Annotated in this window: 11 protein-coding genes; 6 read left to right on the top strand and 5 right to left on the bottom strand. The window is 60.9% G+C overall.

The features are described 5' to 3' along the window. The first annotated feature begins 81 nt into the window (after window positions 1-81). The 6 genes from HJC00_RS06665 to HJC00_RS06690 all read left to right on the top strand — a co-directional run bounded on the left by HJC00_RS06665 (window position 82) and on the right by HJC00_RS06690 (window position 6,986). The gene (locus HJC00_RS06665) at window positions 82-2,385 is read left to right on the top strand and encodes a bifunctional diguanylate cyclase/phosphodiesterase (protein ID WP_221163790.1); all 2,304 of its coding nucleotides are present in this window, start codon (window positions 82-84) and stop codon (window positions 2,383-2,385) included. Between the two features lie 141 nt (window positions 2,386-2,526). Then, window positions 2,527-3,279, top strand: a complete 753-nt coding sequence (locus HJC00_RS06670; RefSeq protein ID WP_210629816.1) for an N-acyl amino acid synthase FeeM domain-containing protein — start codon at window positions 2,527-2,529, stop codon at window positions 3,277-3,279. 224 nt (window positions 3,280-3,503) lie between these two features. Next, window positions 3,504-3,728 carry an aa3-type cytochrome c oxidase subunit IV gene (locus tag HJC00_RS06675; RefSeq protein ID WP_011426827.1) on the top strand — a complete coding sequence of 75 codons (225 nt, stop codon included), beginning with the start codon at window positions 3,504-3,506 and terminating at the stop codon, window positions 3,726-3,728. A gap of 309 nt (window positions 3,729-4,037) precedes the next feature. Further along, window positions 4,038-5,186: a Re/Si-specific NAD(P)(+) transhydrogenase subunit alpha gene (locus HJC00_RS06680; RefSeq protein ID WP_221163791.1), complete on the top strand. Its 1,149-nt coding sequence runs from the start codon at window positions 4,038-4,040 to the stop codon at window positions 5,184-5,186. After that, window positions 5,186-5,584 carry a proton-translocating transhydrogenase family protein gene (locus HJC00_RS06685; protein WP_003582338.1) on the top strand — a complete coding sequence of 133 codons (399 nt, stop codon included), beginning with the start codon at window positions 5,186-5,188 and terminating at the stop codon, window positions 5,582-5,584. Before HJC00_RS06680 ends, HJC00_RS06685 begins: the two co-directional genes overlap by 1 nt. Before the next feature lie 7 nt (window positions 5,585-5,591). After that, window positions 5,592-6,986 carry an NAD(P)(+) transhydrogenase (Re/Si-specific) subunit beta gene (locus HJC00_RS06690; protein WP_210629818.1) on the top strand — a complete coding sequence of 465 codons (1,395 nt, stop codon included), beginning with the start codon at window positions 5,592-5,594 and terminating at the stop codon, window positions 6,984-6,986. Between the two features lie 31 nt (window positions 6,987-7,017). Here the strand turns inward: HJC00_RS06690 and HJC00_RS06695 are convergent, their stop codons facing one another. From HJC00_RS06695 to HJC00_RS06715, 5 genes are all read right to left on the bottom strand, one after another. Next, window positions 7,018-7,500: a DUF992 domain-containing protein gene (locus tag HJC00_RS06695; protein WP_210629819.1), complete on the bottom strand. Its 483-nt coding sequence runs from the start codon at window positions 7,498-7,500 to the stop codon at window positions 7,018-7,020. A gap of 59 nt (window positions 7,501-7,559) precedes the next feature. Beyond that, the gene (locus HJC00_RS06700; protein WP_221146393.1) at window positions 7,560-9,212 is read right to left on the bottom strand and encodes a sensor histidine kinase; all 1,653 of its coding nucleotides are present in this window, start codon (window positions 9,210-9,212) and stop codon (window positions 7,560-7,562) included. A gap of 430 nt (window positions 9,213-9,642) precedes the next feature. Then, window positions 9,643-10,509: a tetratricopeptide repeat protein gene (locus tag HJC00_RS06705; RefSeq protein WP_221163792.1), complete on the bottom strand. Its 867-nt coding sequence runs from the start codon at window positions 10,507-10,509 to the stop codon at window positions 9,643-9,645. 134 nt (window positions 10,510-10,643) lie between these two features. Next, the gene (rpsU, locus tag HJC00_RS06710) at window positions 10,644-10,856 is read right to left on the bottom strand and encodes a 30S ribosomal protein S21 (RefSeq protein WP_003585885.1); all 213 of its coding nucleotides are present in this window, start codon (window positions 10,854-10,856) and stop codon (window positions 10,644-10,646) included. 156 nt (window positions 10,857-11,012) lie between these two features. Next, a complete protein-coding gene (locus tag HJC00_RS06715) occupies window positions 11,013-12,563 on the bottom strand; it encodes an adenylate/guanylate cyclase domain-containing protein (RefSeq protein WP_247241746.1) in 1,551 nt (516 codons plus the stop codon). Window positions 12,564-12,790 lie beyond the last annotated feature (227 nt).

Here is a 12,790-nt window from a genome sequence, read left to right on the forward strand (position 1 = left end):
AATTTGACCAAATGTTTGATTCGATTGAAATCAATTTTTAAAGGGTTGGGCTTAGAATCCCCGCGCACAGGGAAAGTGTGGATGAAGCCAGATAACCCGAACAGGGTCCCTATTGATGTGTATTTGTCGTTTGTGAGCTCCCTTTCCGGGAACCGCATGACGCTTCTTGTCGGCGTGATCGTCCATGTCGCCACGTGCCTTGCAGTGGCTGCCAAGACACAGTACTCCATCTACATCCTGCTGTCGGTCGCCTTCCTTCTGGTCTTCAGCGCTCGCATGGCCATCTTCCGACAGTTCGATCGTGTCGACAAGCAGAGCCTGTCGCGCGCCGGGATCGAACGTTGGGAGAGGATTCTTGTTGCCTCCGGATCCTGCACCACCGCACTCCTCGGCATCGCCAGCGGCTACGCTATCTTCGTCGTGCACGATTCCTTTGCGGAGCTTGCCTGCATTTCCGTCACCATGGCGACCATGGTTTCCGTTGTCGGGCGCAACTACGGCTCGCGTTTCGCGGTCGACCTCCAGACGGCCTTCTGCTGCCTGCCGATGATCGTCGGCAGCCTGCTGGCGCTGGACTTCTATCGCGGCGTGCTGTCGATCTTTCTCATCCCGTTCTGGCTGACGACGCGGGCGATGGCGAACGGCGTGCGCGAGTTTCTGTATGAGAATGTTATCGCGCGCCGGGAAATCACCATCATCGCCGACCGTTTCGACACGGCGCTCAACAACATGCCGCATGGCCTCGTGATGGTCGATGCCGAAAACCGCATCCAGGTCGTCAACCGCAAGGCCTGCGAACTGTTGAAAATCGGCGCGCCGGAGCGGTTGAAGGACCGCGATCTTGGCGCCGTGCTGCGCTATGGCGCACGCTACAGCTTCATGGACGCCTCACAGCCGGAGCTCATTCTGCGCCAGCTCACCCAGGTGGCCGAAGGCAACCTGTCGCGCACGCTCATTCATTTTCCCGAGAGCCTGTCGCTCGAATTCTCCGCCAGCCGCAGGGCTGACGGCGGCGCAGTGCTGATCTTCGAAGACGTATCCAGCCGTGTGAAAGCCGAGCAGAAGATCATGCACATGGTCCGCTTCGATGCGCTGACCGGCCTGCCGAACCGCGAATATTTCGGCCAGCTGGTGCAGGAGTATCTCGCCAAACATCCGAGGAAATCGGGGCCGCTTGGCTTTATGGTGCTCGATATCGACGAGTTCAAACATGTCAACGACATGCGCGGTCACGTCACCGGCGACCATCTGCTTTGCGCCATCGCCGCCCGCATCAAACAGGTCTGTGGCAACGCCATCCTCGGCCGGCTGATGGGCGACCAGTTCATCCTGTTCTTCCCGCATGCGAAGGAGCCAGCCTCACTCGACCTCGAGATCCGTCGCGTGCACGCTGCGATCCAAGGCCATTTTGAGGTCGATGAACTGACCTTCCTCATTTCGCTCAGTGCTGGTTACGCCATTCTCGAAAGTTCCGCTTTTGCGATGGACGAATGGAGCGTCAAGGCGGATCTTGCGCTGTTCGAGAGCAAGTCGCGCTTCAGGGGCGGTATATCGGGCTTCGAACGCGAGATGGACGGGCGCTATATCGAGCAGCAGAAGCTGAAAGCAGACCTTCGCGAGGCGGTCACGGCGCAGGCGCTGCATCTCGTCTTTCAGCCAATGTTCCGGTCTGACGGCTCGCGCATCGAATGCGCCGAGGCGCTGGCGCGCTGGGTGCATCCGGAGAAGGGTTCAATTCCGCCTGATGTCTTCATCCGGCTCGCCGAGGATATGGGCATCATCTCCGACATCACCCGTTTCGTGCTGTTCAAGGCCTGCAGCGAATGCATGACCTGGCCGGAGCACATCGCCGTCTCGGTCAACCTCTCGGCACGGGATTTGCGCGATGCCGACATTCTGTCGGTGGTCGCCGACGCGCTTGCCAATTCCGGGCTCGACGCGGCGCGGCTGCATCTCGAAGTCACCGAAAGCTGCCTGATCGACGAGCCGCAGGCTGTGCGCGCCATCCTGGCGGAACTCAGAGCCCGCGGCATCACCATCGCGATCGACGATTTCGGCACCGGCTTCTCCAGCCTCAGCTATCTCGACACGCTGCCGCTCGATATCGTCAAGATCGACCGCTCTTTCGTGCGTAATATCGTCGAGGATACCCGTCGCCTCAAGCTCTTGCGCGGCACGGTCAACCTCGCTAGGGAACTCGGCCTCAAGATCGTCATCGAGGGGGTTGAGACCGAAGAGCAGCTCGCATTGCTCAACAAACACCGCAGCACCGATCTGGTGCAGGGCTATGTTTTCTCGCAGCCGGTGCCTTCCCAGAACATCCCGCTTCTGCAACAGGGCGTCGGCCGCCGCGTCGTCCAACGTCGCCGCAACAAGGTCGCCTGAGCACTCGGCAGCCGCCTATTTTCCTTGTCACACTCCCCCGCCGTTAACCTTAATACTTTATAAATGGTCCGAATTATCGGATTTCCTTGCCTAAATCTCGCGGGCATATGATTAATGATCCGTTAACGAGTGGATCAAAATATGTCAGACACACTGTTCACGCGTAGTGATTTCAGTACGAAAATTTTGGAAATTCTCGATCACGTCGAATATCGCCGTGTCGAAAGCAGCGAAGACATGGAGGAGGTGGAGCGGCTGCGCTACAAGGCCTACAAGGCCCACGGCGCGCTGTCGCTTGCCCCGGAAGGCCTATTGGACGATGTCGATTTCGACAGCCATGCTTATATCTTCGGTCTCTACTATTATGGCGAACTGGTCAGTACGATCCGAATTCATTATGTGACGCCGGAGCATCGTATCAGCCGATCCGGAGAGGCCTTTCCCGAGGCGATGGATGAGCTTTTGGACGCGGGGCTGACCTTGATCGACCCGGCGCGTTTCGCAGCCGATCCGGAGCTCACCGCCAACATGCCATGGGTTCCCTATCTGACGCTGAGACCTGCCATCGTCGCGGCAGCGTATTTCCGGGCTGACCGCGTTATTCAGTCCGTCCGGCCCCCGCATGCCGCCTTCTACAAGCGGGTCTTCTATGCCGATACCATCGTGCCCGGCCGACTGGCGGAGAGTTACGGGGTTGATGTCACGCTGATGGCGACGAATGTGGTGGAGGTGGGGCGCAAGTTGTTGACGCGCTATCCTTTCTTCATCTCCAGCGCCAGCGAACAGCGCATGATGTTTTCGCGCACACCCCACGATACGCTGCCGCCGCTTACCATCATCCCGACGGCGCGCTTCGTGCCGCAAGGTGAATTCGGCACCGACCTGCCGCTGTAATTTCTCCTGCTCTGCGAATGAGGAGAAGTCATATAGCGGTAACAAAATCCGCAGCCGACGCCCTCACGTTTTTTCCTTGCGGAAGAAGGTGGTTTGGAACCGCGGCTGCGGCATTCTCATGCATTGCGCTTTCGCCTGTCATTGTGTAATTCCTGCAGGCAGGGACTTCCCTCGGCGTAAGAGGGAATCAGGCAGCGCAAAAGCATTTCAGGGAGACGATATTTATGGCCGAACATCATACCGGACCGGTCGAGACCGGCGCGCCGATGGATTACAAGGAACATGAGCAGACCTACAACATGTTCATTGCCGGCACGAAATACGGCACGATGCTTCTCGTCGTTCTCCTGCTGGCGATGACCGCCGGTTTCTTCGGCGGCGCCGGCCTTCTCGGTGGCCTCTTCGTCTTCATCGTTCTTCTCGCCGCCGGCATCTTCCTGTTCCGCTGATCGCGGCTGGCGCATCGGCCTGAAAATCGCAATTGACTTTCAGCAAACACGACGTGTCGACTGAGGGAGTTGGAGCGTCTTTGTGCGTCCGGAGGGGGACGCACGGCGCTCTAAGGGGAGGGGAGGCTTCTCCGAAGCTTTGTGAATTAGAGCGGTTCAGCTTTTCACCGAAGCGCAGAACCGCTCTAACATTTTGGATTTACGCAATTCCGGACGGAAAACCGATTCGCACTTTCCTGGAATTGCTCTAGGTGCTTGGCCTGCGCAGGCGAGCCTGCGGCGGTCTGGCTGACCCGGAGGAGGGGGCAGTTGGGCAATATTGTTTTCGTTGCAAAGGAAGTCACGGACGGAGAGACGCGAGTCGCGGCTTCCGCCGAGACCGTGAAGAAGATGAAAAGTTTCGGCTTCGATGTCGTCGTCGAAGCCGGCGCCGGTACGGCGTCGCGCATTCCGGACGCCGAGTTCGAGGCCGTCGGCGCGAGAATCGGCAGTTTTGCCGATGCCGCCTCGGCCGACGTGGTGCTGAAGGTGCGCCGCCCGAGCCCATCGGAAATCGGGGGTTATAAGAGCGGCGCCGTCGTCATCGCGATCATGGACCCCTACGGCAATGAGGAGGCGATTGCCGCACTCGCAAGTGCCGGGCTTTCGGCTTTCGCCATGGAGCTGATGCCGCGCATCACCCGCGCCCAGTCGATGGACGTGCTCTCCTCTCAGGCCAATCTCGCCGGCTACCAGGCCGTCATCGAGGCCGCGGCGGTCTATGATCGCGCCATGCCGATGATGATGACGGCGGCAGGCACGGTGCCGGCCGCCAAGGTCTTCGTCATGGGCGCCGGCGTTGCCGGCCTCCAGGCGATTGCGACGGCGCGCCGCCTCGGTGCTGCGGTCTCGGCCACCGACGTGCGCCCGGCGGCCAAGGAGCAGGTTGCCTCGCTCGGCGCCAAATTCATCGCTGTCGAGGACGAGGAGTTCAAGGCAGCGGAAACGGCCGGCGGTTATGCCAAGGAAATGTCGGCAGACTATCAGGCGAAGCAGGCGGCGCTCGTCGCCGAACATATCGCCAAGCAGGATATCGTCATCACCACGGCTCTCATTCCCGGCCGGCCGGCGCCGCGGCTCGTCTCGCGCGCCATGCTTTCCTCTATGAAGCCAGGTGCGGTCGCCGTCGACCTCGCGGTCGAGCGCGGCGGCAATATCGAGGGTGTCGTCGCCGGCGAGGTCGCCGACGTCGACGGCGTCAGCGTGATCGGCTTTGCGAATATGCCGGGCCGGGTCGCGGCCAGCGCCTCGGCGCTTTACGCCAAGAACCTCGTCACCTTCCTCGAGACGATGGTCAACAAGGAAATGAAGGCGGTCGTCGTCAACCTCGACGACGAGCTCGTCAAGGCAACGATGCTGACCTATGCCGGCGACGTGGTTCATCCCGCCTTCGGCGGCGCGAAGAAGGGAGACATATGATGGCCAGCGAAGCGATGGACAGAGCGCTGCAGCAGTTGAACGACGCCGTGACGGCCGTCGCCACTGCAGCCGCGCATGCCCCGGAAGCGGCAAGTGCGGCAACGGGCGGGGCAATTGATCCCTTCGTCTTTCAGCTGGCGATCTTCGTCTTGTCGATTTTCGTCGGCTATTACGTCGTCTGGTCGGTGACGCCGGCGCTGCATACGCCGCTGATGGCGGTGACTAACGCGATCTCCTCGGTCATCGTCGTCGGCGCGCTGCTGGCGGTCGGCATCTCCACAAGCGGGCTTGCGACCGGCTTCGGCTTCGTCGCCCTGGTGCTGGTTTCGGTCAACATCTTCGGCGGCTTCCTGGTCACGCAGCGCATGCTTTCGATGTACCGCAAGAAAGACAGGTGAGGGACCGATGACCAATATCGCAGCCTTCCTCTACCTCGTTTCCGGCGTCCTCTTCATTCTGGCGCTGCGCGGCCTGTCGCACCCCGCCACCAGCCGCAAGGGCAATCTCTACGGCATGATCGGCATGGGGATCGCCATCCTGACGACGCTGGTGTTGGCGATGCCCAATTTCGCCGGCTTCGTGCTGATCGTCCTCGGCCTTGCCATCGGCGGCAGCGTCGGCGCCTATGTCGCCCGCACCATCGCCATGACCTCGATGCCGCAGCTCGTTGCCGGTTTCCATTCGCTGGTCGGCCTTGCCGCCGTGCTGGTCGCCGCCTCCGCGCTTTATACGCCCGCCTCCTTCGGCATCGGCGATATCGGCCATATCCACACCGAGGCGCGCATCGAGATGGCGCTGGGCGTCGCGATTGGGGCGCTGACTTTCACCGGCTCGATCATCGCCTTCCTGAAGCTCGACGGGCGCATGTCCGGTAAGCCGATCCTGCTGCCCTACCGGCACCTGATCAATGCAACCCTGCTGGCGCTGATCGTGCTCTTCATCATCGGCCTTGCCGCGACCGAAAGCCACTTCGACTTCTGGGCGGTCGTGGCACTGTCGCTGGCGCTCGGTGTCCTGCTGATCGTGCCGATCGGCGGGGCCGACATGCCCGTCGTCGTCTCGATGCTCAATTCCTATTCAGGCTGGGCTGCGGCCGGCATCGGCTTCACGCTCGGCAATCTGGCGCTGATCATCACCGGCGCGCTCGTCGGTTCCTCAGGCGCCATCCTGTCCTACATCATGTGCAAAGGGATGAACCGCTCCTTCATTTCCGTCATTCTCGGCGGCTTCGGTGGCGAGACGGCGTCGAGTGGGGCCGATACGTCAGACAAGACCGTCAAGCTCGGCTCGGCTGAGGATGCAGCCTATCTGATGGCGAATGCCTCGAAGGTCATCATCGTGCCGGGATACGGCATGGCGGTCGCCCAGGCCCAGCATGCGCTGCGCGAACTTGCCGACAATCTGAAGAAGAACGGCGTCGAGGTGAAATATGCTATCCACCCGGTCGCCGGCCGCATGCCCGGCCATATGAACGTGCTGCTGGCCGAAGCCAATGTTCCCTATGACGAGGTCTTCGAGCTCGAGGATATCAATTCGGAATTTGCCCAGGCCGACGTCGCCTATGTCATCGGCGCCAATGACGTCACCAATCCGGCAGCGCGTGACGACAAGACCTCGCCGATCTACGGCATGCCGATCCTCGACGTCGATCGGGCCAAGACCTGCCTGTTCGTCAAGCGCTCGCTCGGTTCGGGTTATGCCGGCATCGACAACACCCTGTTCTACAAGGACGGCACGATGATGCTGCTCGGCGACGCCAAGAAAATGACCGAGGATATCAACAAGGCGATCGCGCATTGAGCTGATGAACCGCCCTTTTGGGGCGGCTTTCTCATATCTCGCCCGGCACCAGCGTCATCTTCTCTACGCCGATCGCCAGGTTCAGCCCTTCCTGGGCCTGGACATTCAGCGGCTGCAGCATGAAAGCTTTGTTGGTGCCGCCGGCGATCACTTTGGCGCCGGCGCCGGCGCCAATGCTCGCATCAGCGCCGACACCGTAATATTCGCCGGCAAGGGCGAATTGTGGCATGTCGGTGCCGGTCTTTGCCAGGACCTGCCAGATCATCACGCTCTTGCCCGTCTGGCCGATATCGAGGCCGAACTTCTCGATTTTACCGGCATAGACTGCCTTGGCGCCGCCGGCTGCCGGCGTATAGGTGCAGATGAGGTTCTTCTGTGAGGTGACGATCAGACCCTGACCGCCATCCGATCCGCAGACCAGGCGGCCAAGCGTCACATAATTTTCCGCGCTCGCCGGGCTTGCCCAGGCGGCCGCCGTCAGAGCCACGGCGGCCGTCATCGTTTGCTTGAACATGGTCCTTCTCCTTGTGAACGACCTGTTCGAAACGGGTTGAGGTTGCGATTGTTCCTGAGTTATTCCCGCTCCAGCGTGGAGCGCTGAGCTGTCAGCACCCATAACAGGCCTTCTGGCCGGAAATCGATCTCTACCGTACCGCGGAAGGCCGAGGCGGCGTGCGCCTTGATGACGGTCGTGCCGAAACCCGAGCGCGACGGCTCTGTGACCGGCGGGCCGCCGCGCTCCTCCCAGGTGAAGCGGAGCAGGGCATCCGGCTTGTCTTGATCCCCGACATCGTGCCAGTCGAAGCGGACGCGGCCCTGCGGGACGGAAAGCGCGCCATATTTGACCGAATTGGTGGCGAGCTCATGCAGGGCAAGGCCAAGATTCTGCACTGCATCCGGCTTCAGCACGAAATCTTCACCGCTGACCTCGATCTGTTCGCGCGCATGCGGGAAGGCCTGGAGGTGGATGTCGATAACGCGCCTTAGCGACACGCCTCCCCATTGCTCGCTGGTCAGGAGCTCGATCGAACGCGCCAGCCCCTCCAGGCGGTCGGCGACAGCGGCTTGAAAGGTTTCGACGCTTTCGGCCTGTTTGGCAAGCTGGCGCATCATGGCCTGAGCAAGCGTGAGAAGGTTCTTGGTGCGGTGGACGAGTTCATGCATGACGAAGCGCAACCGGTCCTCGGTCTGGCTGCGATCGAATGAGGCGTTCGAAAGAGCGATCGCCACCTGGTTCGCCTCGATGACGCTCGTTTCAACGGGCGAGACGATGTGGCCTTCGCCCATGCGGTTCGCCATGTCGGCAATCTCGCGGATGGTGGTGCGGACTTGCCTGGCGACAGCATAGGCGGCCAGGATCGCGACGAGCACGAGTGCGACGCCGCCGATGATGAGGAAACGCCAGGTGCTGAGAATCGACGCCTGCGCCACCGGCCCCCAGATCACCGTCTTCCACGACCAGCCAGGAATCTGTGCGTAACCGAGGAGCATGTGCGGCAGGATCGCCTTGTCTTCGAAAACACCCCGGGAAAAGCTAAGCGCCGGCAGGATGCGCGGATCGAAGGGGGTGCCAGGCTTGAGGGCGGCGGGACCGGCGGCAACAACCACGTGGCCGCTTTGATCGATGACGGCGGCCGACCAACCGGGGGCAAGACCTTGGGTCGTCACCAGCCGGCCGAGATCCCTGGCGTCCTGGGTGATGATGAGGGCGGCGACAGGATCGCCCTGCCTTGGCAAAGTGACGTTGTAGACCCACTCGCCGCTGGTTCTGCCGTGAAAAACATCGGACGCCTCGATTTGGCCGGATTTCATTGCGGCATCGAGCGCGGCGATGTTTGCCGTCTTTTCGAGCGGCGTGCCGAAAGGCCGGCGCGTGTTCAGCAGTTGCTGGCCATTGCGGTCGACGGCAAGGACATAGAGCGCATTGTTCCGCAGAGCCGTTTCCGTGCGCTCGTGGAAGGAGGCGAGATCGCCGTTTTCAAGTTCAGGAGAGCTCGAAAGCAGCCGCAGCGTCGTCGCCATGTCCTGAAGCTGGCGATCGATGATGCGCGAAAGGGCAAGCGCGTCCTGCGCCGTCTCGCGCTTCAGCGTCGAGCGCTGGTTGTCCTCCAACTGCAGCAGAAGCAGCGCCACGAAGGCGAAGATCGGCAGCGCGATCGCCACCGCCATGGCAACCAGATAGGTGCCGATCGAAGCTTTGGGAAAAAACAGTGCGACGATCTTCATTTATTGCGCGCCGCCGCCACAAGTCCCGGTATTGCCGCGTCCCTTGTGCGTCTTGAAGGACGCGCGGCGCTGCTGTGCGCGCTGTCCGCAACAGTTTCGTCTGCGGTCAGGAAAGCAAAGATCCGCATCTCTCGCAAACCGCCCTCAACGTGTTTTCGCACACCCCGATAGCGGGCTATCGAAGCAGCCACATGTTAGGGGGAGCAAAAGCAGGTTGCAACATACTATGACATGCCATCGAAGCCGGCGGCGGTTTTTCCGTCTCTCTTTTCAAAGCGATGCGGCGCCTTCATGACGGCTTACTCTGGCCACCCGTTGCTGCACGCGCACCGGGCCGGTCATCGATAAAGCGGTTCTGCCGGAGATTTATTTTCCTGCAACGCCAAGGTTCTGGGGGGATCCGATGTTCCGGCCGCCCCAATTCACATCCTTAGCCGGCTGGAGCGCCGACTCGGGCGAGACCATCGCGGGCCGGCTGGTATTTCGGGTCAAGTCCGACCGCATGGCGATAGGAGCGGGCAGCTTTTGCCTTGTCGCCGCGGCGTTCGTAGACAAGAGCCTGGTTGGCCCAGGATTCGGCGATGTTGCCGTTGAGATCGATCGCGTGATTGAAATCGGCAAACGCGTTGTCGTCGTCATTCAGCGCAATATAGGAGATGCCGCGGCCATTATAGGGCTCGGGCGAATTCGGCGCGAGCGAGATGGCCTTCGAGAAATCGTCGATTGCCTTATCCTGCTGATTGCGCTTCTGGTAGATCAGGCCACGATTGTGATAGGCGCGGCCATCGGTCGTGCCGAGCTGGATCGCCTTGCTGAAATCGTTGAAAGCTGCATCGTCCTGTCCGGCTATGCGATAGACATTGCCGCGGCCGATATAGGCGACGTCGTAGCTCGGATTGATCTGCAGGGCGGCATTGTAGTCGGCAATCGCCTGCTGCTGCTGGCCCATGTTGCGATAGACGAGCGCGCGGTTGGCATAGGCCTGGAAGAAGCGCGGGTTGATCTGCAATGCAGTGTTGAAATCATTTAGCGCCTGACGGAACTGGCCGCCGCGGCCATAGGCTGAACCGCGGACATTATACCCTTCGGGATCCCTCGGATTGGCGTTGATAACGGCCGTCAGCGACGCGATGTTTTCTTCCGAGCCCTGCGCCTTGTCGATGCGCATTACGGCATCCGTCGTGTTGGTCGTCTCGCAGCCGGCGAGGCCAACCATGGCCGCCAGCGTCAAGGCCGGCAGGAATGCGGTTTTCTGAAAGCGCCAAGCGCGGGACGGATTGAAGGTGGTATCAGCCATTCGGGCTCGCTTTCCCCATGCGGCATATCCGATATCTGGATACGCGATCTTCAGCGGCAAACTAAAAAGGCGGCGGCGAACCCATCGCCCCCGCCACAATGCATCTGAAAACGTCGAAAAAACGACGGCAACGCTTAGCGTGCGACCAGGCCTTCGCGCTGGGCGCGCTTGCGGGCCAGCTTGCGAACACGGCGAACAGCCTCGGCCTTTTCGCGAGCGCGCTTCTGCGACGGCTTCTCGTAGTAGTCGCGCATCTTCATTTCGCGGAAAATGCCTTCGCGCTGCATCTTCTTCTTGAGAGCGCGGAGAGCCTGATCGACATTGTTATCGCGGACAAGTACCTGCACGAGAATCACGTTCCTTTGGTTTGGTTGATGCCTGAGGCAGCGCAGCGCCAGGGGCAAAAATATAACGTTCGCGCGGCCGCGGCCTTGCGATTGGTGATGCGGGATAGCAGATCGAGTAGGGGAAGTCCAGATGGATATCGGCGGCAGGTGGAAAAATCACATCTGCCCGGCATCCTGTCTCAAGCGAGCCGCTTCCGGCGGGGCCTCGTCCAGGGCGGCGATTGCCTCCTTGAGCGCCGTCCTGACCCGGAGTCGATCGGCAGGCTCCAGCCGGCTCATATCCAGATGCAGGTCGAGACCCGAGAGATGTTCGCTGAGAACCCGGCTTTTGTGTTCGGCGCCGAGCGTCAGTCCATCGACGGCATAGGGCACGACCTCGCGCTGGATGCCCTTCATGGTGATCGGCGGCAAGGGATGGGCATCGACAATCTCGTTCACCAGCGCATAGGTTTCGTAGCTGATGACGATTTCTCCGCCCTGGGCGATCGACTGCAGCCTGGCTGCGAGATTGGCCTCCGCGCCGATGATCGTATAGTCCATGCGATCGTTGCTGCCAAAATTGCCGACGTTGCAATAACCGCTGTTGATGCCCATGCGCACGACGAAAGGCTCCTCGGTGCCGTTTCTGCGCCATCTGTCCTTGAGTTCGCCGAGGCGGCGCTGCATGTCGACGGCCATGCGCAGGCAGGCTTTCGCATCCTCCTCCGGACCCTTCGTTTCCGGGTCGCCGAAGAAGACCAGCATGGCATCGCCGATGAACTTGTCCACCGTGCCGCCATGGGCGAGGGCAATGTTCGACATTTCGGTGAGATATTCGTTGAGCATCTCCGTCAGCGCTTCGGGCTGCAGCCGCTCGGTGGTCGCGGTGAAATCCTTGATGTCGGAGAAGAAAATCGTCAGGCGCTTGCGCTCGGTATGGACGACGACGTCTTTCTGTCCGCTGAAGATGCTTTTGTAGATCTGCGGCGACAGATAGCGTGAAATCTTCAGCGAAACGCTCGCCAGGAATTCGTTCGCCGCTTCGAGATCCCGGTTGGCGCCATGGATCGCGCGGGCCTGCTGGCGCTGCAGCAGAATGAAGCTGAGGCCGATGACGGCGACAAAAAGAAAATAACAGAGCAGATATTTGAAGGCGAAAACGTTGCTTGCATAGGGTTGCTTGATCACCACTTCCTGAATGCCGCGCACATCGCCGACCTTCCAATCGGTCTTCGGGCTTTCCGGGTGGCTGTTGTGACAGGCAACGCAGGCCTGGCTCATGACGACGGGCGTAATGAGCCGTAGGGTATCGGTCAATCCGACGCGGGTGAGGTCGCTCAACGTCTGCTGCGGATTGGCGCGCAACGCGGCAAGCGCTCGTTTCTCGAAATCGTCGAGCTCGTGGGAAGCGCGGCTCTTGAACGGCAGATCGGAGACGAAGCGGTATGTGATGTTGGCCTGCTGCTCCTTTATGACGTCGCCGAGTTCCAGCGAAAGTGTTGCCGGCAGCGGGATGGCGCCTGGGATATTGGCGTAGTTGTGGGAAACGACCGTGCCTGCGGTCGCGCCGCTGGCGTGCGCGGCCAGAACGCGTCCGACGACATTGGCGGAATAGTAGGAGCGGATGCTCGATATTAGCGAGCTCATATCGCGCGCCTGGCGTCTGAGGGTGTTTCCGGAGAGATCGCTGATGTCGAGCCAGACGGCAAGCGGCAGTCCTGCAAGCATCGCCAGCACGACGACGATCAGCCAATAGCCGCTGCGGCGCACGGCGGTTTCGGAAATCACGGGAGCCCCTCACTCTTCGACATAAAAGCATTCGCGCTTCGGCCGTTACAAGAACATTTCGCCGCGCCCCCGGCAAGCTCGAAGCCGAGCCGTCCAAGCAAAAGCATGGCGGAACGACAGCGTCGTCGAATTTGCAGACACTGTTGCGCCGACCGGCGGGAAGCGGA

The sequence above is a fragment of the Rhizobium sp. NLR22b genome (assembly GCF_019685295.1).
Taxonomy (GTDB): Bacteria; Pseudomonadota; Alphaproteobacteria; order Rhizobiales; family Rhizobiaceae; genus Rhizobium.